The organism is Winogradskyella pulchriflava (assembly GCF_042434315.1).
Lineage (GTDB): Bacteria > Bacteroidota > Bacteroidia > Flavobacteriales > Flavobacteriaceae > Winogradskyella > Winogradskyella pulchriflava.
The window spans coordinates 86079-108867 of the sequence record NZ_JBHLTQ010000019.1; the positions used below are offsets into that span (position 1 = coordinate 86079).

The following is a 22789-nucleotide window of genomic DNA, read 5'->3' on the forward strand; positions in this document are numbered from 1 at the left end:
ATTTCTTTTTTTAAAATTTTACTCTTACTCCAAAGGTGAAACTTGTTGCATCCGGATAACCCGTATCTGCATTTGAAAATGTTGGTCTAATATTTACTTCTGGACTATAACCAATATAATCTGTGTCTGTAAATAAATTGGTTCCAGTGACATATAGTCTAATCTGATCAAAATTTAACTTTTCAGTTATTTTGTCTGATAATGTATATCCTAAACTCACTGTCCTTAATCTTATATAAGAAGCATCTCTAACTGCTAGTGCATTAAGGTATAATGGCGCAGTATCAAAATTTGGTCTTGGAAATGTTGTAGATGGATTTTCAGGTGTGTAATAATCTACTTTAACACCGTTTAATTTTCCAGACAATGTTCCACCATTATTAAAATCTGATAAGAATGGATTTACTTTAGTCGCTCCTTCTACTACGTAAAAGTCTACAAACAGATCAAAGCCTTTGTAAGCTAAGGTTGTTGAAAACGACCCAAACCAATCTGGATTAGGATCAATAAATACTCGATCTTCAGGTGTAATTTTTCCATCTGGACCAGGAATTATATTCCCCTCATCATCTACTCCATTAACGTCTTTAATTCTTATATCACCAGGTCTTAAGTTATCTTGAGTCAATGTTGACTCTGGGTTTGCTTGTGGTGCATTTGCAAAATCGTCTCCTTCTTGCCAAATACCATCAAATGCATATTGATATATAACACCAACTGGCTGACCTACATAATAGTTATATGTATCATCTCTAGTAATAGCATCTCCATTACCATCATTATAAAGCTCTACAATCTCGTTTCGGTTATTAGACCAATTTGTAGACACTGACCATTTAAAATCTTCGGTATTAAATATATTGGCTGTTAAGCTTAATTCTATACCTGTATTTTGTAATTCACCTGCATTGAAGAAGGTGTATTGAAATCCTGTGGTTGATGGTACACCTCTACGCAATAACAGATCTTTTGTTCTAGCATCATACCAGTTAACATTCCCTGTTAAAGCTCTATTGAAAATTGAGAAATCCAACCCGACATTGGCTGTAGTAATTGTCTCAAATTTCAAGTTAGTATTTGGTAAAATAACCGAAGGAGAATAACCTGAAGCAGATTCACCATCGAAAATGTAATTTTGTCCTTCTGCTGTAAATAATGATGTATAGGCACGTCCTAAATCGTTAACTAAAGAACCGTAACTTAATCTTAGTTTTAATTCTTCTATGGCATTAACCTCTTCTAAAAAACTCTCATTATGAATTTTCCACGCAAAAGAAGCTGCTGGATTAAAACTCCATTTATTATCTTCAGAATTTACGGAGGCTCCATCTGATCTTACAGTAGCAGTAAATAAGTATTTATTCATAAGATTATAACGTGCTCTTGCCATAAATGAGGCTAATCGTTGTCTATTTTTATCTCGCTCTACAGTAACATTGCCTATTGCATTTGTAATACCGTTATAACCCAAACTCTCATTAGTAAAACCCTGGCCTTCGGTAAATGTTCTAGAGAATGTGTTTTCTTGAGCAGATTGAACTAATGTAACATTTAACTGATTGTTATCATTAAAGGCTTTATCCCAAGTTAAAATATTTTCAAATAAATAAGATTCTGATAATTGATTTTCTATTCTGGCAATACCATTAACATCATCACCTGCTGAACTTAAAGACGATTGGTACTGTCCTCTTTCAGTTGTTCTTCTAGTAAAGTTAGTTTTTAGTTGGTATTGTAAGTTATTAGTTATTTGCCAAATAGGCGTTATATTTATTACAAAATCATTTCCTTTTACATCATGATCTTGCTCGCGTAAATTCCATAATGGATTTACTGCTGATAGTTCTTCACCACTCGGAAATTGAGTAAGGTTACCATCTTCATCATAAGCACTACCAAGTGGAGAGAATGTAATAACATTAACATTTGCTGCACGGTTGGTATCATCGTTTAAAAAGTTTAAATCAAAATTTACAGAGATTTTATCGCTGATCTTTTGATCTACATTTAAACGCAATGTCTTTCTTGTATAGTTTGAAGTTGGAATTATACCGTCTTCCTTAAAGTAATTGATGCTACCAAAAACCTTAGTTAATTCAGTACCACCGCTTATACTAATGGCTTGGCTATTTACAAAACCATTTCTCATTAGCTCATCTTCCCAGTCTACAAAATTATTGTTTGCTATATTTTCTAATTCTATTTCTGAAAAGATGTCCTCATCATTTGGGTATGAATCATCCGCTATATTAGCTCTTACAGCTTCACGTCTTAATTGGGCAAACTCAGCACCACTATATACGTCAAAGTTTCGTTCTATACTTTTTGTTGTAATAAAACCATGATAACTCACGCTTACTTTACCTGCCTTACCACGTTTAGTTGTGATTAAAACCACACCATTAGCACCTCTAGATCCATAAATAGCTTGAGCTGAGGCATCTTTAAGAAATTCTATAGACTCAATATCGTCTGAATCTATATCCTCAATACCACCATCTCTAATAATACCATCAACAACATAGATTGCACTTACATTTCCTTCTATAGAACCTTGGCCTCTAAAAATGATATCTGATGTACCACCTGGCCTTAAAGTACCACCACCTACATCTACTTGCAAACCTGCAATTCTACCTCTCAACATCTCGTTAACATCTGATGTCGGTGTTAACGTTGCTTTGGATAAATCTGTAGAAGCAACTGCATTTACGATATCACTTTTCTTTTGTGTTCCGTATCCTACAACAACAACTTCATCTAGCGCAGAATCATATTCTAAGGCAATTATCATATCACTTTCTGAAACAGGAAGTTCTTGACTTTTAAACCCTACATAAGACACAACAATAACACTAGATGTACTAGCTACATCAATGGTGAAATTACCATCGAAATCTGTAACCGATCCATTAGTAGTTCCTTTTTCAATAATAGTCGCTCCAGGTAATGGCATATTATCTACAACGGAAACTACCTTTCCTGTTACAGTTGTTTGTGCCATTACAGAAAAAGAACTACAAACTATAAAAAGGCTAAAGACTACTGTAATTCTTAATTTTTGAAATTTTAATTTCATAAATGATTGATTTAGTTATTTTTTTTCGAGCTCAAAACTATTGCTTATGTAACACATAGAAACAACAACACTTATTAAGCTTTTGTAAATTTAAGCTTCAATTATTGTTAAATTGATAATTTACACCTCGATAAAAAACGAACATCGCAATTTTTAACATAAATAACATACTAATAAACCCTAAAAACTATTGAATTCACTGCAAATAACATCATTGTATTAATTTTACGTAAACCCCTTTAAAAATAAGGATAAATTAAAGTTGTAGTGGTAAAGTCTAGGTAAAAATTAGACTTGTAGAGGTGTTAGAATTTTAAGATATAATTAACTAAGCTTTCATCATGGTTTAAATTCAATCTTTTCCTTAATCTGTAGCGTTTAGTTTCAACACTTTTTGTAGAAATATTTAATAAAGGAGCCATTTCTTTTGATGATAAATTGAGCCTTAGATAGGCACAAAATTTTAAATCATTTGGTGTTAAATCCGGATGTGCTGCTTTTATCTTATCCATAAAATCCTTATCCGCATTATTAAAAGCTTGCTTAAAGAATTTCCAGTCTTTATTGTTATTTAAGTTATTGTCTATTAATTCTATTGCACTAGATGTATCTTCTTTATTCTTTAATTCTTTCTTGATTTTTCGAAGTAGCTCATTCTTTTTAATAATACTCATCGTAGATATGGCTAACTCTCTATTTTTACCCTCAATATCTTGATTTAATTTTTCGTTTTTAATCTGAATTATTGTGCGCTCATTCTTAATTTGTTCATGCTTTAAAATTCTTTCATAATAAAACTTATAGGCTTTATGGACAAAAAAGCCAATAGCTATAAGTATAATAGCATAAACAAGTAAGGATAAATTGGAAATATACCATGGCCTGTTTACCATAAAATTATACACTACTGTGTTTTCGGTAAGTTGATTTCCCACCTTTCCTTTTACTTGAAACTCATAATCACCAAATGGTAAATTTTCAAATTGAACTGTTGAGTTTTTTGACCACTCACTCCATTTATCACTATGCCCTAAAAGCCTGTATTGGTAATTAACGTCTAAGTACTTATTAAAATCTGGCACTGAATAATTAAATGACAAAATCCCTCGCTTATGATCAAACTCACCTTTTTCAGACAATACCAACCATTCATCATCAGATTCTAATTCTTTCTTTTTTACTGCATTAAGATGTATTGTGTATTGGGTATTATTCTCTACTTCTGCTAAGTCCAAGATAAAATAACCACTAACAGTACCTATGACATATTTTTCATTATTGATGTGCTGTATATTTTCAAATCCCAAAACACCTTTACTTAAACTTGAAGGAATAGAAATATCTGTAATTTCGGGAGTGTTGGTAAGATTATCGTTAGTAATAAAACTAATATTATCTTGAGAAAACATCCATAACTTTCCTGTTGTGTCATAAACCATTTTACCTGAGGTATACACTTTAGGTTTTACCAAAGCGCTTAATGCAGCGTCTTTTTTAAATTTACTTTTTGATTCATCATATACGTACACACCATCTTTAGATGTATATACTATGTTTTCTTGATAAGTAGCTAAACTCGAGTTTTTACCAATGGATAATTCTTCACTCAATTTTACTTCATCTACTTTAGTTAAAGCTTCATTTAAGCGAATATCAAAAACACCTTTGTATTCATGATTTACCAATACTTGATAGGCTTCGTTTATTTCAAAAAAACGTGATGAGTTTTTAAAACCATCTATTTTATTTCTAAACAACCAAGTATTATTTTTCTTTTCCAACACATACAAACCATCATAATTACCTTGAAGAATTAAATCTTCTCGATTTGGCACTTTCTTAAAATTCCAAGTTCCTAGAATTGGGCTAATATTTTTCGCAATGCCTTTATTAATTATAAACGTCCCTAAATGATGACCACAAAGTAAGTTTTCATTATTATCATTGTACAAGCTCCATACTTGCCCAGCAGTTCCTTTTACAAAAGTAAAATCCTGATTTGTCCATTTTAAAGGTCTATAAAACAAACCTTGATTGGTACCAACATAAAGTAAATCATCAAATATTATTGTAGAATATACCGTTCCTAAAACACCATCATAATCTATAAAAGTTTTAATAGGAGACGTTAAGTTTATACAATCAATGCCATTATCTAAACCTACCCAAACATTACTCTTTTCGTCTTCAAACAAAGAGAGTACAGTGTTATTACTTAGCCCTTGCTTTTGATTAATGGTATATTCAATTTCGCCTTTTGAGTTAATTTTTACCAATCCATTAGAGATAGTTCCTAAGACAAAACTATTGTCTTTAAGTTTTATACTATTAAAAATGCTTAGTTGTTTTAATTTTTCATTCGCTGGGATTTCCCATGGTACCAATACTTCATTATCAAATTGAAAAAAACCAGAGTTCCTAGTAAGCACAATTAATTTTTCTTCGTTTTTAAAAACGCTAATAACTCTATCCTTTAAAACAAGACTATCGTTAATAAGCAGTTTAGACTCACCTCTCTCAATCATGTAGACACCTTCTTCAGCAACATGATAATAAATTTGATCATTGACTTTAAAGACTTTATAGATAATATTTGCCGAGGAAATAGTTCTAAATTTTTCAGTTTCTTTATTGAAAAAATATAATGCATGACTCGTTTGGAATAAAATCCATTCGTCATAATCAATGATATTCCACACCTGATTATCCTTAATATCTGTCGTTGGCAATTTAGACACCAAGGATATATACTCTAATTTACCATACACACTTCTCTTCCAATACCCAAATTCTTCATAACAGCCCGTATAAATTCTATCATCAATAACCTTAACCGCTCTTAAAATTGAATTATTAGGAGATAAATAAGTGTTCCAAACAGAGCCATTATACTCTAGCAAACCCTTATTATTTGCAACATATATAAAGTTGTTAGCATCTTGAGAAATCATCCAGTTTTGATTATCTCCGCCATAATCTGAAGTTGTAAATTTTTCTATAGGAGGTAACTCTTGGCCGTTAACAATCCATCCAAAGAATAAAACCACTACATAACAAAAAAATCTCATCACAACTTCAAACAATTTATACTAAAACAATATGGTATCGGTAAATATAATCTTAGATTATGAGTAAACAAAATGCCAACCCATAATGAATTGGCATGATTAATTTTAAAACAATGCTTTCAACTCTTTAAGATAGCACTAACATTAAAAATGCCGCTAATGATCCACCAACCAATGGTCCCAATACTGGTATCCAAGCATAAGTCCAATCACTATTTGCCTTGTTTTTTATAGGAAGGATGGCATGCATAATCCTTGGCCCTAAATCTCTAGCAGGATTAATGGCGTAACCAGTAGTACCACCTAAAGACAACCCTATTGACCAAACTAACAATGCCACAGGCAATGCTCCAAGAGAACCTAAGCCCACAACTGTTTCTGTATCATTTATACCAGCATCTGTAAAATATAGTATGGTAAACATTAACACAAAGGTTCCAATTGTCTCGCTGAAAAAGTTAGAAAAAGTATTTCTAATTGCTGGCGCTGTGCAAAATACAGCCTTTTTAGTATCAGCATCTTCAGTTTCATTAAAATGATTTCTATAAGTTAACCAAACCGTAGTAGCACCTATCATTGCTCCTATTAATTGCGCTACCACATACAATGGCACGTCTTTCCATGGAAATTTACCAGCAAATGCCAATGAAACTGATACCGCTGGATTGATATGCGCTCCACTATATGGTCCAGCAATAACTACAGCAACGTAAACTGCCAATGCCCATCCTGTTGTAATTACAATCCAACCGCTACTATTACCAATAGTTTTATTTAAAACCACATTGGCAACAACACCTCCACCCAATAAAATTAAAATTGCTGTTCCGATAATTTCTGCTACAAATGGTGTCATAATAAGTGTTATTTAGTGTTATTTTTTGTCCAATACTCTAACGCATCTATTGCACGGTACCATCCTTTTATATTGGTTTCGGTTTCAGTTCGGTCTGCTATTGGACTAAAGGTTTTATCTGTTTGCCATATATTTTGAATTTCTTCAGGATTTTCCCAGTAACCAACTGCTAATCCTGCTAAAAATGCAGCTCCCATTGCTGTAGTTTCAACAATTTTTGGTCTTACTGTAATGGTATTTAGCACATCCGACTGAAACTGCATGAGCATATTATTAATTGTCGCTCCACCATCCACACGAAGTTCCTTAACTGATATATCAGCGTCAGCTTCCATTGCTTTAAGGATGTCCATAGTTTGAAACGCAATAGATTCTATAGCTGCTCTTGCAACATGCGCATCTGTACTCCCTCTAGTCAAGCCGAAGAGCGTACCTTTTGCATGCTGATTCCAATGTGGAGCTCCTAATCCAGCAAAAGCTGGAACAAAATACACGCCATCAGAACTTTCAACTGATGATGCTAATGCCTCTACATCTGAAGAATTTCTAATAATCTTTAAACTATCACGCAACCATTGCACTACTGCTCCAGCGATAAAAACACTACCTTCTAATGCGTATGTTGTTTTACCTCCCACTTTCCAAGCTACTGTAGTTAACAAGTTGTTTTTAGAAACAATAGGCTTGTCTCCAATATTCATTAACATAAAACAACCGGTACCATAAGTATTTTTTACCATGCCTGGCTTTGTACACATTTGCCCAAACAATGCCGCTTGCTGATCACCTGCAATACCAGCTATTGGAATTTTAGTATCATAAAATGTAGATTTAGTATGCCCATATATTTCACTAGACTGCTTTACTTGAGGCAGCATGCTCTTTGGAATGGTCAGTAAGTCCAATAACTCATCATCCCATTGCATGGTATTAATATTAAACATTAAAGTTCTCGAAGCATTTGTAACATCTGTAATATGCTGATCTCCTTTTGTGAAATTCCATATAAGCCATGTATCTATAGTACCTAGGATTAACTCTCCTTCTTCTGCTTTTTTTCTTGCTCCTTCAACATTATCTAGAATCCACTTTACCTTAGTTCCAGAGAAATACGAATCAATTACCAATCCTGTTTTTTGCTTTATCTCATCATTTTTCCCTTCACTTTTTAATTCATCGCAGTAATCTGAAGTTCGCTTATCCTGCCAAACTATAGCATTGTAAATAGGCTGCCCAGTTTTTTTGTCCCAAACTACAACAGTTTCTCGTTGATTGGTAATACCTATTGCAGCAATATCATCTGCTTTCAACCCCTTTTTTGCAATAGCCTCAGCAGCAACACCAGTTTGGGTTGACCAAATCTCTAACGGATCGTGTTCTACCCATCCTGGCTTAGGAAAATGTTGTGTAAATTCTTTTTGAGCCAAGGATACGATGTTGCCATTTTTATCAAATACAATGGCTCTAGAACTTGTAGTACCTTGATCTAGTGCTAAGATATATTTTCCCATGCTTTAAATATTAGATGTTAGTAGTTCTGAAGAAAAATCTTCAGACAATATATTAGTTTAATATGTATTGCTCAGCTGTTTTAATAAACTGAGAAATTTGTTGTTGTCTCCATTCTTCAGTTTGATTTAGCTCTTCTCGAATTAACTCACCAACCATAGGCGCTATCTCAATTGCCGCTTTTGCATCTAAAAACAAAACCCTAACACGTCTTGCTAAAACATCTTCAATAGTTCTAGCCATTTCGTGCTGTACCGCAAAAACAATTTCAGCTTTAGTATGCTCTAATCTAGGATGCAAACGCTCAGCTAAACTTGGACGTTCCGAAATTATATTTTCTATTTTTTTCCGATCTGTTCCATAAATATACAAATGGTCAGTACGATCAATACTACCATTAGCTCCATGAATTAATAAATCCTGGGTTTTACAATCGGCTGATGGCAATTTGTTTAGCGCTATCATTTTATTGACCGTGTCTTGAGCCATTCGTCTGTAAGTAGTCCATTTACCACCAGTTATGGTTATCAATTCAGAATCTGAAACAATAATCTTGTGACTCCTTGATATTTCTTTGGTTTTTTCCGATTTATCTTTAGGAGCTGCCAAAGGACGTAAACCTGCAAAAATGCTTCTTACATCATTTTTAGTAACCGGCTTATTTAAGTACCTGTTTGCTGTTTCAATAATAAAATCCACCTCTTTATCTAAAGGCTTTGGCTCTAGACTATGACTATCTAACAATGTATCTGTAGTACCCACAACTACTCTATCGTGCCATGGAACTAGAAATAATACACGACCATCATCTGTTTTAGGAATCATTATAGCATCATCTCCAGGCAAAAATGACTTATCAAAAACCAAGTGAATTCCTTGACTCGGACGAATTCTATTTTTAGCATAAGCATTATCCATTTTTAAAACTTCGTCTGTAAAAATACCTGTTGCGTTGATAACTGACTTGGATTGCAAATTGTATTCCTTGTGTGTTTCTGTATCCATAGCCACTACTCCATTTACAATTCCACTGTCATCTTTAAGAAGATTTTTTACCTTAAAATGATTCAGTACTGTTGCACCGTACTCGATAGAACTTTGCGCAATGTTTAATGCCAGTCTCGAATCGTCAAATTGTCCATCATGATACACTACACCAGATTTTAAGCGATTAGCTTTTAGGGTAGATAATCTTTGTATCGCTTCCTTCTTACTAATGCTTTTAGATTTGCCAAAGCTCAATTTCCCTGAAAGAATATCATAAACTTTTAGTCCTACAGTATAAAATAAAGTATCCCACCATTTATAGTTAGGAATTATAAATGATTGGTTGCTCACTAAATGCGAAGCATTCTTAAGCAGCAATCCTCTTTCATAAAGCGCTTCTCTCACCAAATCAATATGACCTTGCGCCAAGTACCTTACACCTCCATGCACCAATTTTGTGCTTCTACTCGAGGTTCCTTTTGCAAAATCAATTTGTTCCAATAATAAGGTTTTATAACCTCTAGTTGCACAATCCATTGCCACGCCTAGACCTGTTGCACCACCACCAACGATAATAACATCCCAATTTTTGGTTGTTTCTAACTGATTTATTAAAGTTTCTCTTTTAAACAAAACACTTTCTATTTGTAACAATTAGTTTCAAATATACTTATTTTTATATTATACGAAAGCAAATGAAACTTTATTTTTAAATAAAAGAAAATAATTAAAATTTTAACTTTCATTTACTTTCGTTTTATTATATTTGTCAAAACTCATGAAAAGACATCAAGACATATTAGAGAGACTAGCTAAAGAAAAACACCTTGAAGTTTTGGATTTATGTGAAATTTTAGGCGTTTCTGCAGTTACTATTAGAAAAGATTTAAAATTTTTAGAGCAGAAGGGTCTATTATACAGAACCCATGGAGGTGCTTCTTTAGATAATCCTTATATCAACGAACGCACGGTAATTGACAAAGAAAAAATTTCTGTAGAAGAAAAGAATGGCATTGCTCAAATGGCTGCTAGCAGAATCGTAGAAAACGATTCAATTATGATTGCTTCAGGTACAACCGTACAAGCACTTTCTAAATTTGTTCAACCAAAAAATAAATTAACGGTAATTACCTCGTCGCTCAACGTAGTAATGCATCTTATACATGATAAAAACATAGAAATTTTACAACTTGGAGGTTATATTAGACATAGTTCTGCTTCAGTTATTGGTAATTATGCCGAATACATTTTAAAAAACATTTCTTGCAGTAAGCTTTTTCTGGGTGCTGATGGTATTGATTTGGAATATGGATTATCTACAACCAATCTAGAAGAAGCCGAATTGAACAAAAAAATGCTTAAAGCTGCACAAAAAATCATTGTTTTGGCTGATTCTTCAAAATTTGGAAAAAAGAGTTTTGCCAGAATTTGCGACCTATCTAGAGTTCATGAAATTATAACAGACAATGGTGTTTCTAGCTCAATACGTAAAAAACTTGAAGAACGAGACATTAAGGTAACCATTGTAAATTAAACTTTTGTATGAGACATTTCTTATTATTTTCCGTTTCAATTACACTACTTCTTTCCTGTAATTCAAAAAAAGAAGACAACCAAACATCATCTTTTGATAAACCCAACATATTACTAATAGTTGTAGACGACCAAGGTTATGCCGATTTCTCTCCTTTTGAAGCACATGACAAATCCATATCCACTCCAAATATTACAAGATTAGGAAAATCAGGAACAGTGTACACACAAGCTTATGTTACAGCTCCAGTTTGTAGCCCTTCAAGAGCTGGTATCCTTACTGGAAAAAATCAATTTCGTTGGGATAAGCCTGCAAGTTGGGGACCAGGACTACCAGATAGCGTTAAGACAATAGCAGAATATTTAAAAGAAGCAGGTTACCATACTGCAAGAATCGGAAAAAATGATCTGGGTCGTAAATTTCACAGAAATGACGTTAGGGAATATCCTCTTAATCATGGTTATGATGAATTCTTAGGGTTTTCTGCGCACGCACATGATTATTGGGCAAACTCCCAAAGTATTAAAGACAGAACACCAGACCCTTATGGAACAAGTGCTTTGCTTGGACCATTAATGCATAATATGGGCGAAAAGAGTTATGATGAGGGTTATCTTACAGACATCTTTACAGATGAATCGATTGACTATATAAAACGCAAGCACGAAAAACCTTTTTTCTTAACAGTTTCCTATAACGCAGTCCATCATTTAATTCATGAGGTACCAAAGAAATATTTAGACAAGTACAATGTAAAGGAAATAGCAAATTACGACCCAGATAGCTTAGTAGCTTTTGGCAAACACAAAGCAGGAAGCTACTCGGCTTACTATGATAAATATTCAAGAGTTGGAGCTATAAATACCGAAGATTTAAGAAAATATTACTTAGCCAACCTTAATTGCCTCGATGACAATATAGGAAGACTATTAGACGCACTAAAAGAAAGAGATTTAGAAAAAAACACTCTAATTGTATTTATTTCGGATAACGGAGGCTCACCTCTTACTGGAGCCAACAACTCTCCCTTAACTGGTGGAAAATACTCACTTTGGGAAGGCGGCATTAGAGTACCAATGGCTGTGAGTTGGCCAAATAAAGTTGAAAAAGGTAAAGTAGAAACACGTTATGTATCTGCTACTGACATTTTACCAACCTTAGCAAAAGCCGCTGGAGCAAATGTAACTGACACAGAGATTGATGGCATAAGTCTATTTGAACCAAAAGAAGAACGATTACTGGTTTGGAAATGGCAAAAAACATGGGCCGTTAGAAAAGGCAAATGGAAGCTAACAAACACAAAAGAAAATCATTGGAAAAGTGAACCTTCAGCTCAATATATTGCACCAATACGTGATGATTTAACCTTAAAATTATTTGATATTGAAGCTGATCCAGGTGAACGACATGATTTATCTACTGAACATCCAGAAATAGTTAAAGCATTGGAAACCGCATACCAAAAATGGTGTCAAGCTAATATAAAAGCATAGTAAAGTTTTACCCTAAATTGATTAATAGCCCTTTAACCAAGAAAACCTGTGAAGTTTAATTCACAGGTTTTCCCTTTTTTAATAAGCAACAAAACTATTATTTGAATAATCAAAAAGAACAATTCATTCAGTAAATTTGTTTCTAAATTTATATTGTAATTATTTAAAAAAGAATTCGACTATCTTTATGTTGAAAACACACAGACTCATTAAAAAAACAAAGGACAATTAACTATGTTAACTTGGAAGGAAGTCATCAACTTTTCTGTAAACGGAAATCCAACTCCAGACAGACGTGTTGAAAAAACTGAAGCTGAATGGAGGGCTCAATTAACTCCAGAACAATATAGAATTACAAGACAGAAAGGCACAGAACGACCACATAGCGGAGCACTTTGTAGTACCTACGACGAAGGCAAATACAATTGTGTTTGCTGTGACACTCCTTTGTTTGATTCTACCATAAAATTCAGCTCTGGTACTGGTTGGCCAAGCTTTACACAACCTATAAAAGAAAACGCAATTAAATACGAACGTGATACTGCTTTTGGCATGGTACGCGTAGAAGTGATGTGTAATACTTGTGATGCGCATTTAGGTCATGTCTTCCCTGACGGACCAGAACCAAGTGGCTTACGCTATTGCATAAATTCTGAATCAATGACCTTAGACAAGGAGACTGTTTAATGAGTACTATAAATCTACAAATCGCCACAGTTGGTGGAGGCTGTTTTTGGTGTACAGAAGCAGTTTTTCAGGAAGTAAAAGGGGTTGAAAAGGTAGTTTCGGGTTATTCTGGAGGTAATGTTCCAGGACACCCAACCTACAGAGAAATCTGTTCAGGCTTAACTGGTCATGCAGAAGTCGTACAAATTACTTTTGATGCTAATGTAATTTCTTATGAAGATATCCTTGTCATTTTTATGACAACCCATGACCCTACAACACTTAACAGACAAGGTGCTGACCGTGGCACACAATATCGTTCTGTAATTTTTTATCATGATGCTAAACAAAAAGAAATCGCAGAAATTGTAATAAAAGAATTATCACAATATTACGAAGACCCAATAGTTACAGAAGTTTCGGAAGCTGTTACTTTTTATGAAGCCGAAAAAGAACATCAAGATTATTACAAAAATAATCAAACCCAAGGCTATTGTAATTTTGTAATAACACCAAAACTTATGAAGCTAAGAAAACTACATGCGGATAAATTAAAAACTAATTAAAAATATTCTGCTCTGCTTTTTGCGACTGAAAATTCTTCAAACCTGTTTTTAGCCATTCTAAATATGCATCTGCATTAGACTCGTAGGCGTTAGTAACATTTAGCAATTCCATATTATGGTTTAATAACACATAATAAGGCTGAGAATTATCTTCAAAATTTGCGGTTTGTAAAGCTGTCCATTTGTCACCAATAGTCTCAATAGTTTTTACTGTTCCATTAGCCCTTAAATAGTCAAACTGATCCGACTCTTGCAGCATCTTTCTATCATCCACATAAAGCGATATAATAATATAGTCTTCAAGTAATACATCATAAACTTCAGATGTACTCCACACCTGCTCTTCCATCTTCCTACAGTTAACACAAGCCCAACCTGTAAAATCTAACAAAATAGGTTTATTTTCCGCTTTAGCAGCAGCAATACCGTCTTCTAAATCTTTATAACAATTAAGGTCTAAAGGACACTCTGATGCTTTATCATACAAACTATAAAACATTGGAGGCGGGAAACCGCTTAAAAGTTTCAAATTAGCATGCTCTGTATTGGTTAAACCTGGTATTAAATAAATGATAAAAGCAACCACTAAAATACCTGTAGTGATTCTGCCTTTACCTAATTTATTCAATGGTCCATCATGGGGAAATTTAATTTTTCCGAAAAGATATAAAGCTAAGCCTATACCTATAATAATCCAAATACCAATAAAGACCTCACGTTTTAATAGTCCCCAATGCTCTACCAAATCTGCATTAGATAAGAATTTAAGTGCTAAGGCTAATTCTATAAATCCTAAAACTACTTTTACTGTATTTAGCCATCCACCAGATTTCGGCAATGAATTTAACCATTTTGGAAACATTGCGAATAAAGTAAAAGGTAAAGCCAACGCCAAACCAAAACCACTCATTCCCATAGTTAACTGCATTGCTCCTCCATCTGCTGTTAAAGAACTACCCAACAGTGTACCCAATATTGGCCCTGTACAAGAAAACGACACAATTGCCAAAGTCAATGCCATAAAAAATACACCTATAAAACCGCCTATTTTATTGGCTTTACTATCCATAGCAGCACTCCAAGACTGTGGTAATGTTAACTCGTAATATCCAAAAAATGAAAAGGCAAAAGCAATGAAGATGACAAAGAATATTATGTTCAACGTAACATTAGTTGAAATGTTATTTAAAATTCCCGGATCTAATGAATCTAAAAGATGAAAAGGAATACTCAATAACACATAAATCAAAAAGATAAAAAAACCATACAATACAGAATTAAACAACCCCTTTTTAGGATCGCTCGCACTTTTTGTAAAGAACGATACTGTTAAAGGTATCATTGGAAACACACATGGTGTAAGTAATGCTATAAGTCCACCTAAAAAGCCTAAAAAGAATATAGAAAGATTACTTTTCTCTTCTACAGTTTGCTTTTCGTATTTATCCCAGCCCGTAACATTTAGATTTAAAGCTTCAGACATTTGTTTACTACGTTCGTCTATAGACACAGCTTTCTTTTCTACTACAGACCCATCTAGAGAGATATTGAATACCTTGTCTTGCATGATGCATTTTGCATCGTCACAAACTTGAAAATCAACTCTAGCTTCAATAACCCTATAGTCTGTATTTATTAATTCTATACGTTGAGTAAATTTAGCCTTACCATCAAACTTCTTTACATCAATTTCAAAAACCTTATCATATTTTGGCTTTACATTTGGCTCTATAGTTTTCCCTATAAGCTTATAATTGTCTTCTTGGTTTTGGTATTCAAATACTGTTGGTAATGGCCCAAGGCCTTCGGCCTCTTCTTGAGAGTACATATACCATCCATCTTCTATACTCGCTATAAATATAAGCTCGTACTCACTTTCAGAAATTTTATTTAACGACTGCTCCCATTTTACAGGTTCTAATATTTGGGAAAATAAATTGAAAGAAAATCCTATTGCCAATAGGCAAAAAAGTAACGTTTTTTTAATTGTCATAAATTAAAGCATTAAAGCACAAAAGTAATTGATGTAAACTTATTAATGAATAACAGACGACTAATTTATAAATTCCTTAAGAATTAAGGATGAATTTTTTTGTAGTATAAAAAAACCGAACGTCTTGTTCGGTTTGAATATTTTAAGATTTTGCTTCAATCTTTATTTTATCGGAATGTTTCCATTTGGATATACCACCTTCGAGTTCGTATATCTTTTCAAAACCGGCATCTTTGAGTTTTTTAGCACATTTTGCGCTTCTATTTCCTCCTTTACAATAGAGTATTACAGGCTTTTCTTTATCTAATTTATCAATATCTTCTTCAAAAGTTGGTGAAGAGTAATCAATGTTTTGAGAATTTGCAATTCTAATTTCGTCATGCTCTTCTGGTGTGCGCACATCTACCAATTGTACATCTTCTAAATCTATTATGGATTTCATTTCATCTGCCGTAATTAATTTTACTTCGATATTACTATTAGAATCCATACAACTTGTACTGAAGCTTAATGCTAATAAAAGACAACAGATAAATGATAGTTTTTTCATAATTACATACTTTATTGACTCGCAATCTCGCCTTCCCACTCGTTGAAACCTCCAACAAGATTAAACGCATTTTTAAATCCTAACTGACTCATAACAGAACAGGCTTGACCACTTCTTGCACCAGACCTACAGTACACATAATAGTTTTTGGTTTTATCTAATTCTTCAACCTCATCAATAAAACCTTGACCTTTATATATATCTATGTGAAGCGCATTAGGAATCATTCCTAACTCAACCTCTTCTTGTGTTCTAACATCTAAAACCACAGAATTATTGTCTTCTGCGACTTTTTTTGCCCATTCTTCTTGTGATAAATCTGCCATTTAAAAATCTATATTAAGATTGCAAATTTAACATTTCCTTATGATATAGACGAAAAAAAATCCGAAGTGTTACACTTCGGATTAATTTTTTAACATTTAATTGCTGATTAAATTAATAATCAATTAGTTAAACCTTTATTGAGCATCCTATAGCTCGTGTTTCTTTTACCTGAATTTCTTTATTTTCTAATAATGCATCTACTGCATTTTCTACATACTTTTCTTTAACAGCATTGGCATCTTTGTAGTTATCATCAATTGCACCAATATATTTTACAACATTACCTTTTTTCGACTTCTCTAAAATATAAATATGAGGAGTCTTAGTAGCACCATACTGTGGATAAATCTCTTGATCTTTATCCATTAAGTAAGGAAATGTAAAACCTTTTGCTTCTGCTCTTGCTCTCATCGCCTCCATGTTATCTCCTGGCTTTACATCAGTATTATTTGGCATAATAGCTATAACTGGATATCCTTTTGGTGCATACTTTTTATTCAATGCCTCTATTCTATCTTCATAAGCAACTGCGTAAGGACACGTATTACAAGTAAAAGTAATTATAAAACCTTTTGCATCTTTGTAATCTGAAAGCGATACTTTTCTGCCATCAATATTCTCTAAACTAAAGTCAGTTGCAATATCACCAATCTTGTAGCCTTCACCATCTGTAATTGTTGTAAAAGCAGATAGCGTTAATACAAACACTATTGCTGTAAGTAATTTTAATGTTTTCATAAGTTAATTAATTTAAATAATTGTTTTTCTTTATTAGAGAAACCTTTTGATTTCGGTTTCTAATTCTTCTTGTGTAAATGACCTTTCGTAAAACTGCCTTTTATCACCTTTGTATATTATCGTTGCAGGTATTGCACCAGACCAATTTTCATTTATGGCTGGTATCCATCTATTTTGATTAGTATCATCAAAAGCAACTACAGTAGACTTTAAACCGTGTTTATCTATATATGGTTGAAGCTTTGAATCGTAATCTTTAGGAAAATCTAAACTCACCAATAACACTTCTACATTTTCATCTTTATAATTCTCGTTTACAGCTTCAAAATATGGAAGTTCCTTTATACAAGGTGCACACCATGTTGCCCAAAAGTTAACCACATGGACCTTATCATCCTTTTTATTAATTAGGGGTTCTAAGCCATCATAATCATAAATTTCGAACTGTCTATTGGTTGTTACTTTTTCTTCTTTAACTGTAGTGCTAGATTCAACAACTTCTTTGCTTGTTGTGTCATTTTTGCACGACATAAAAATTACTAAAAAAATAAGTGTTATATACTTCATGATATAAATTTATTAATCCATTTGTTTAACTCTTATTTTTTAACAAAACATTAATTGTATATTAGAATTAAAAACATACATTTGTATATACAATTGTTGTATATGAAAGATTTAGAAGAAAGATTAAAAACGAATGCTAAGATACCACTACACAAAGCGGCGATGCTTAACATATATTTTTCTCACAATTGTATTAAGGACAAATACTTAAATGGGCTAAAGCCATTTGATTTATCGCTGGAACAATTTAATGTCTTGAGAATTCTGAGAGGTCAAAAAGGAAATCCAATAAACCTACAGGATATTCAGGAGCGCATGGTAAGCAAAATGAGTAATACAACAAGATTAGTAGACAAATTGATTAAGAAAAAGTTTGTAAAAAGAACCATATGCAAAACCAATAGGCGAAAAGTAGAAATTTTAATAACAGATTTAGGTCTTGAAACCTTAAAAAAAGTTGATCCCATAGTAGATTCAACTGAAAGAAATGTAACAAAAAATTTAACTCAAGATGAGTTAATTCAATTAAATAAACTTTTAATAAAACTTCGAAATTAATACTTATGAAAAACAAAAATTCAAAAATTGCAATGCTAATTGTTTTAGCACTATCTTTTATGTCTTACACTACACTTACTGAAAAATCAGTGAAAGTAGATGAAAGTTCAGTAACATGGAAAGGTTACAAAGTTGGTGGTGAACACAGCGGAACAATAGATTTAAAAAGCGGATCTTTATCTTTTGATGGAGAAACATTAACTGGTGGGTCTTTCGTTATAGACATGACTACAATTAACACTACTGACCTTAAGGGAGACTACAAAGGTAAACTAGATGGTCATTTAAAATCTGACGATTTTTTCGGTGTTGAAGAATACCCAACAGCTACGTTAGACATCATTTCTGCAACTAAAAAGGATGGCAAATACAATATTAAAGCCAATATTACTATCAAAGGAATAACAGAAGCCATTTCGTTTCCAATGACAGTGAATGATGATACTGCAACTGCAAGCCTTAAAATAGACCGAACTAAGCACAATATCACTTACAAATCACCTTCTCTTTTAGAAACTTTAAAGGATAAGGCTATCTATGATGACTTTGATCTAGATGTAATATTAAAATTTTAATTCCCTAAGAATTATTAATAGCAACATTTAGATTTTGATTCCTGTTGAGATTCCCTAACATCAATGCAGGAATCTTTTTTTTAAATAAAGTTTGAATAACAAAATATCATTTCTATATTTGACATTCAATATGAAAACAACAAAAAACAATACTTGGTGGTGGAATTTCTCAAACTTACGTTCGTGAAATAAACCTTGGTATGTATAATATAAAAAAAGGCTTGTCATTCACGACAAGCCTTTTTTGTTCTGAATTGTTTCAGAATATAATAATTAAGGTACTAATAAAAAGATACTGAAATACTGAAATAAATTCAGCACAAGTAAATTCAGCATAAAATGAAAACTTTTAGTTTATATACGCATTATAAAAAAATCCTAGCAGACACTATAACTCCTGTTAGCATCTATCTTAAAATTAGAGATAAATTTCCTAATAGTATTTTATTAGAGAGTAGTGATTACCATGCGAACGATAATAGTTTCTCCTATATCTGTTGCAACCCTATAGCTTCAATAAGTGTTAAGGATGGTGTTATTTCACAAAACTATCCTGATGGCAGTTCTAAAAACAACTATACAAACACAGTTGGTGTTGTTGAAGAAATTCACAAATTCACACAACGTTTTAAGGTAGAATCCAATGAAGATTTTAAATTTATCTACAATGGAATATTTGGTTATACGGCTTATGATGCGGTAAAATATTTTGAGGATATTACAATTTCTAAAAAAGAGAATTCAGTAAATATTCCAGATATATACTACGCAGTATATCAAAATATCATAGCTATAAACCACTTTAAAAATGAAGCCTACATTTTTGCACACTGCTTTGATACCGAAAATAACATTGACGAAATCCTGCAACTTATACAAACCAGACAATACGCATCATACGACTTTAACACTAAAGGTGCTATAGACTCAAATCTTACAGATGAAGAATACAAAAGTCATGTTGAGCTTGCCAAAAAACATTGTGCTAGAGGAGATGTTTTTCAATTAGTGCTTTCTAAACAGTTCTCACAAGAATTTAGTGGAGACGAATTTAATGTTTACAGAGCATTGAGAAGTATTAACCCTTCACCTTACCTATTTTATTTTGATTATGGCAATTTTAAAATTTTCGGTAGTTCCCCAGAAGCACAGTTAATTGTAAAAGATGGCAAGGCAGAAATTCATCCCATTGCAGGCACATTTAAGCGTACAGGCAATGATCTAAAAGACGCTGAATTAGCAGAGAAATTAATAGCCGATGACAAAGAAAATAGTGAACATGTAATGCTAGTGGATTTAGCTAGAAATGATTTAAGCAGACATGGAAGTAATGTTACTGTTGAAAATTATAGAGAAGTGCAATTTTTCTCCCACGTTATCCACTTGGTTAGTAAAGTTACAGGCACAGTAGATAAAAATACAGATACCATGCAAGTCGTTGCAGATACATTTCCTGCTGGTACTTTAAGTGGAGCTCCAAAGCATATGGCTATGCAACTTATAGAAAAATATGAAAAAACAAGTAGAGGCTATTATGGTGGTGCAATTGGGTTTATGGATTTTGAAGGTAATTTTAATCAAGCCATAATGATAAGGACTTTTTTAAGCAAAAATCATAAACTTTTTTGGCAAGCAGGAGCAGGTTTAGTCTCAAAATCTAATCCAGAAAGTGAATTACAAGAAGTTTATAATAAGCTTGGAGCTTTAACAAAAGCTATTGAATTGGCGAAAGAGATATGAGTTAGTGATTAGTGATTAGTGATTAGTGATTAGTGATTAGTGATTAGTGATTAGTGATTAGTGATTAGTGATTAGTGATTAGTGATTAGTGATTAGTGATTAGTGATTAGTGATTAGTGATTAGTGAAAAATAGATTTTAGAATTAAAACAAAAAAAGACAAGTTTAATTAATAAGATTCCTACATACACAGGAAGTAAACATGAAAAAAGTATTAGTTATAGATAATTACGACAGTTTTACCTACAATCTAGTCCACTATTTAGAAGATTTAGATTGTGAGGTTACAGTAAAACGAAACGACAAACTTTCATTAGAAGAAGTCGATGCCTTCAATAAAATTGTACTGTCACCAGGCCCAGGAATTCCAGAAGAGGCTGGTCTATTAAAAGAGATTATAGAAACCTACGCATCTTCTAAAAGTATTCTAGGTGTTTGCCTTGGTTTACAAGCTATAGGAGAAGTCTTTGGTGGCAAACTAGACAACTTAGACAATGTATATCATGGTGTCGCCACCAATGTAACACTTACAGTAGATGATGAAATTCTTTTTAAAGGATTAGAAAAGACTTTTGAAGTTGGTCGTTATCACTCTTGGGTTGTAAATAAAGACGACTTACCAAATAGTTTAGAAGTTACCTCGTTTGATGAGAATGGTCAAATAATGTCTTTAAGACATAAAGAATATGATGTAAAAGGAGTACAGTACCATCCTGAATCGGTGTTAACACCAAATGGTAAAATGATTTTAGAGAATTGGGTGAATAGTTAGTGGCTATCAGTTAGCAAAGAATGATTATAACTAGAATTAATACATAAATAAAAAAAATATTAAAGTCCTGATTTCGCAGGAATAACTAATATGAAACAACTATTAAACAGATTAATAAATCAAGAAAGCATCTCTAGCGAGGAAGCTAAAGATGTATTAGTAAACATATCACTGGGCAAGTACAATCAAAGTCAAATAGCATCATTTCTTACGGTTTATATGATGCGAAGCATCACCATTGAGGAATTACGTGGTTTTAGAGATGCACTATTAGAACTTTGCATTCCTGTAAATTTAGAAGGCTACAATACCATAGATTTATGTGGTACAGGAGGTGATGGTAAGGATACGTTTAATATATCAACTTTATCGTCTTTTGTCACAGCTGGCGCAGGTATTAATGTTACTAAACATGGCAATTACGGTGTTTCCTCTACCTGTGGCTCATCAAATGTTATGGAATATCTAGGTATTAAATTCACTAATGATATGGACTTTTTAAAGCGCAGTATAGATGAAACTGGCATCTGTGTTTTACACGCACCTCTTTTTCATCCAGCAATGAAAAATGTGGCACCAATTCGTAAAGAACTAGGAGTAAAAACCTTTTTTAACATGTTAGGCCCAATGGTAAATCCAGCATTTCCTAAAAATCAGATGGTAGGTGTTTTTAATCTTGAACTACTAAGACTTTATGGTTATTTATATCAAGAAACCGATAAAAATTATGCTGTTGTACATGCCTTAGACGGTTATGATGAAATCTCATTAACAGGAAAAACAAAAGTTATATCCAACACCTCAGAAACCCTATTTGCACCGGAAGATTTAGGTGTTAATCAAATAGAAGCATCTTCAATTTTTGGCGGAAACACAGTCAAAGAAGCTGCTAAATTGTTTCAAAATATTATAAAAGGAGAAGGAACTAATGCTCAAAATAATGTGGTTTGTGCCAATGCAGGTTTGGCAATAGCAACTGCTAAGCAGATTTCTCATAAAGAAGGTTTTGAGTTGGCTAAAGAGTCACTATTAAGTGGAAAAGCAAAAGAAAGTTTAGATAAACTAATTGAATTAAGCAGCAGTTAGCAAAAAACTAGAAATAATTGAAATAATAAATGAAAATAATAAAAATTAAAATCCCAACTTCCGACAGCGTCGGAATCAACGATTTTCAGAAATAAAGAGCGAAGAAGCGGAACTGCGAAGCGCAGC

General features: G+C 32.9%; 19 protein-coding genes. 9 read left to right on the plus strand and 10 right to left on the minus strand.

Annotation, left to right across the window (positions count from 1 at the left end):
- Positions 1–10 precede the first annotated feature (10 nt).
- The 5 genes from ACFFGA_RS15710 to ACFFGA_RS15730 form a co-directional block, all read right to left on the minus strand.
- Entirely contained in the window at positions 11–3079 is a 3069-nt protein-coding gene (locus tag ACFFGA_RS15710; RefSeq protein WP_386065517.1) for a SusC/RagA family TonB-linked outer membrane protein, read from the minus strand.
- A gap of 305 nt (positions 3080–3384) precedes the next feature.
- Positions 3385–6147, minus strand: a complete 2763-nt coding sequence (locus tag ACFFGA_RS15715) for a helix-turn-helix and ligand-binding sensor domain-containing protein (RefSeq protein ID WP_386065519.1) — start codon at positions 6145–6147, stop codon at positions 3385–3387.
- Positions 6148–6274: 127 nt separating this feature from the next.
- The gene (locus tag ACFFGA_RS15720) at positions 6275–7003 is read right to left on the minus strand and encodes an MIP/aquaporin family protein (RefSeq protein WP_386065521.1); all 729 of its coding nucleotides are present in this window, start codon (positions 7001–7003) and stop codon (positions 6275–6277) included.
- 8 nt (positions 7004–7011) lie between these two features.
- Positions 7012–8514, minus strand: coding sequence for a glycerol kinase GlpK (glpK, locus tag ACFFGA_RS15725; RefSeq protein WP_386065523.1), 1503 nt, complete (start codon positions 8512–8514; stop codon positions 7012–7014).
- A 52-nt stretch (positions 8515–8566) separates the two neighbouring features.
- Entirely contained in the window at positions 8567–10132 is a 1566-nt protein-coding gene (locus tag ACFFGA_RS15730) for a glycerol-3-phosphate dehydrogenase/oxidase (protein ID WP_386065525.1), read from the minus strand.
- 145 nt (positions 10133–10277) lie between these two features.
- Between ACFFGA_RS15730 and ACFFGA_RS15735 the strand changes: the two genes are divergently transcribed.
- The 4 genes from ACFFGA_RS15735 (at position 10278) to msrA (ending at position 13758) form a co-directional block, all read left to right on the plus strand.
- A complete protein-coding gene (locus tag ACFFGA_RS15735; RefSeq protein ID WP_386065527.1) occupies positions 10278–11033 on the plus strand; it encodes a DeoR/GlpR family DNA-binding transcription regulator in 756 nt (251 codons plus the stop codon).
- Positions 11034–11041: 8 nt separating this feature from the next.
- Positions 11042–12526, plus strand: coding sequence for a sulfatase family protein (locus tag ACFFGA_RS15740; RefSeq protein ID WP_386065529.1), 1485 nt, complete (start codon positions 11042–11044; stop codon positions 12524–12526).
- Between the two features lie 234 nt (positions 12527–12760).
- On the plus strand, positions 12761–13213 hold the full coding sequence (gene msrB / locus ACFFGA_RS15745) for a peptide-methionine (R)-S-oxide reductase MsrB (RefSeq protein ID WP_386065531.1): 453 nt from the start codon (positions 12761–12763) through the stop codon (positions 13211–13213).
- Complete coding sequence (gene msrA, locus ACFFGA_RS15750) at positions 13213–13758, plus strand: peptide-methionine (S)-S-oxide reductase MsrA (RefSeq protein ID WP_386065533.1); 546 nt, start codon at positions 13213–13215, stop codon at positions 13756–13758. The genes msrB and msrA overlap by 1 nt, the downstream gene beginning before the upstream one ends.
- Here msrA and ACFFGA_RS15755 read toward each other — a convergent pair.
- The 5 genes from ACFFGA_RS15755 to ACFFGA_RS15775 all read right to left on the minus strand — a co-directional run bounded on the left by ACFFGA_RS15755 (position 13751) and on the right by ACFFGA_RS15775 (position 17933).
- The gene (locus ACFFGA_RS15755; RefSeq protein ID WP_386065535.1) at positions 13751–15751 is read right to left on the minus strand and encodes a protein-disulfide reductase DsbD family protein; all 2001 of its coding nucleotides are present in this window, start codon (positions 15749–15751) and stop codon (positions 13751–13753) included. The two genes, msrA and ACFFGA_RS15755, sit on opposite strands and share 8 nt — an antisense overlap.
- Before the next feature lie 142 nt (positions 15752–15893).
- Positions 15894–16301 (minus strand): rhodanese-like domain-containing protein, encoded by a 408-nt coding sequence (locus ACFFGA_RS15760; protein WP_386065537.1) that lies wholly within the window; start codon positions 16299–16301, stop codon positions 15894–15896.
- 11 nt (positions 16302–16312) lie between these two features.
- A complete protein-coding gene (locus tag ACFFGA_RS15765) occupies positions 16313–16627 on the minus strand; it encodes a rhodanese-like domain-containing protein (protein ID WP_386065539.1) in 315 nt (104 codons plus the stop codon).
- Positions 16628–16754: 127 nt separating this feature from the next.
- Positions 16755–17366, minus strand: coding sequence for a thioredoxin family protein (locus ACFFGA_RS15770; RefSeq protein ID WP_386065541.1), 612 nt, complete (start codon positions 17364–17366; stop codon positions 16755–16757).
- Positions 17367–17399: 33 nt separating this feature from the next.
- Entirely contained in the window at positions 17400–17933 is a 534-nt protein-coding gene (locus ACFFGA_RS15775) for a TlpA family protein disulfide reductase (protein WP_386065543.1), read from the minus strand.
- 102 nt (positions 17934–18035) lie between these two features.
- On the opposite strand from ACFFGA_RS15775, the gene ACFFGA_RS15780 reads away from it, so the two are divergent.
- The 5 genes from ACFFGA_RS15780 (at position 18036) to trpD (ending at position 22663) form a co-directional block, all read left to right on the plus strand.
- A complete protein-coding gene (locus tag ACFFGA_RS15780; RefSeq protein WP_386065545.1) occupies positions 18036–18491 on the plus strand; it encodes a MarR family winged helix-turn-helix transcriptional regulator in 456 nt (151 codons plus the stop codon).
- A 5-nt stretch (positions 18492–18496) separates the two neighbouring features.
- A complete protein-coding gene (locus ACFFGA_RS15785; protein ID WP_386065547.1) occupies positions 18497–19066 on the plus strand; it encodes a YceI family protein in 570 nt (189 codons plus the stop codon).
- Between the two features lie 339 nt (positions 19067–19405).
- Positions 19406–20806, plus strand: coding sequence for an anthranilate synthase component I family protein (locus tag ACFFGA_RS15790; RefSeq protein WP_386065549.1), 1401 nt, complete (start codon positions 19406–19408; stop codon positions 20804–20806).
- 201 nt (positions 20807–21007) lie between these two features.
- Positions 21008–21577 carry an anthranilate synthase component II gene (locus ACFFGA_RS15795; RefSeq protein WP_386065551.1) on the plus strand — a complete coding sequence of 190 codons (570 nt, stop codon included), beginning with the start codon at positions 21008–21010 and terminating at the stop codon, positions 21575–21577.
- Positions 21578–21667: 90 nt separating this feature from the next.
- Positions 21668–22663: an anthranilate phosphoribosyltransferase gene (gene trpD / locus ACFFGA_RS15800; protein WP_386065553.1), complete on the plus strand. Its 996-nt coding sequence runs from the start codon at positions 21668–21670 to the stop codon at positions 22661–22663.
- Positions 22664–22789: the final 126 nt, after the last annotated feature.

Excerpts from the sequence above, each read along its gene's own strand:
- ACFFGA_RS15740 (WP_386065529.1), top strand. The coding sequence starts at position 11,042 with ATGAGACATTTCTTATTATTTTCCGTTTCAATTACACTACTTCTTTCC.
- ACFFGA_RS15780 (WP_386065545.1), top strand. The coding sequence starts at position 18,036 with ATGAAAGATTTAGAAGAAAGATTAAAAACGAATGCTAAGATACCACTA.
- ACFFGA_RS15735 (WP_386065527.1), top strand. The coding sequence starts at position 10,278 with ATGAAAAGACATCAAGACATATTAGAGAGACTAGCTAAAGAAAAACAC.
- trpD (WP_386065553.1), top strand. The coding sequence starts at position 21,668 with ATGAAACAACTATTAAACAGATTAATAAATCAAGAAAGCATCTCTAGC.
- ACFFGA_RS15715 (WP_386065519.1), bottom strand. The coding sequence starts at position 6,147 with ATGAGATTTTTTTGTTATGTAGTGGTTTTATTCTTTGGATGGATTGTT.
- ACFFGA_RS15710 (WP_386065517.1), bottom strand. The coding sequence starts at position 3,079 with ATGAAATTAAAATTTCAAAAATTAAGAATTACAGTAGTCTTTAGCCTT.
- ACFFGA_RS15765 (WP_386065539.1), bottom strand. The coding sequence starts at position 16,627 with ATGGCAGATTTATCACAAGAAGAATGGGCAAAAAAAGTCGCAGAAGAC.
- ACFFGA_RS15770 (WP_386065541.1), bottom strand. The coding sequence starts at position 17,366 with ATGAAAACATTAAAATTACTTACAGCAATAGTGTTTGTATTAACGCTA.
- ACFFGA_RS15775 (WP_386065543.1), bottom strand. The coding sequence starts at position 17,933 with ATGAAGTATATAACACTTATTTTTTTAGTAATTTTTATGTCGTGCAAA.
- ACFFGA_RS15755 (WP_386065535.1), bottom strand. The coding sequence starts at position 15,751 with ATGACAATTAAAAAAACGTTACTTTTTTGCCTATTGGCAATAGGATTT.
- ACFFGA_RS15785 (WP_386065547.1), top strand. The coding sequence starts at position 18,497 with ATGAAAAACAAAAATTCAAAAATTGCAATGCTAATTGTTTTAGCACTA.
- ACFFGA_RS15790 (WP_386065549.1), top strand. The coding sequence starts at position 19,406 with ATGAAAACTTTTAGTTTATATACGCATTATAAAAAAATCCTAGCAGAC.
- glpK (WP_386065523.1), bottom strand. The coding sequence starts at position 8,514 with ATGGGAAAATATATCTTAGCACTAGATCAAGGTACTACAAGTTCTAGA.
- ACFFGA_RS15760 (WP_386065537.1), bottom strand. The coding sequence starts at position 16,301 with ATGAAAAAACTATCATTTATCTGTTGTCTTTTATTAGCATTAAGCTTC.
- msrA (WP_386065533.1), top strand. The coding sequence starts at position 13,213 with ATGAGTACTATAAATCTACAAATCGCCACAGTTGGTGGAGGCTGTTTT.
- ACFFGA_RS15720 (WP_386065521.1), bottom strand. The coding sequence starts at position 7,003 with ATGACACCATTTGTAGCAGAAATTATCGGAACAGCAATTTTAATTTTA.
- msrB (WP_386065531.1), top strand. The coding sequence starts at position 12,761 with ATGTTAACTTGGAAGGAAGTCATCAACTTTTCTGTAAACGGAAATCCA.
- ACFFGA_RS15795 (WP_386065551.1), top strand. The coding sequence starts at position 21,008 with ATGAAAAAAGTATTAGTTATAGATAATTACGACAGTTTTACCTACAAT.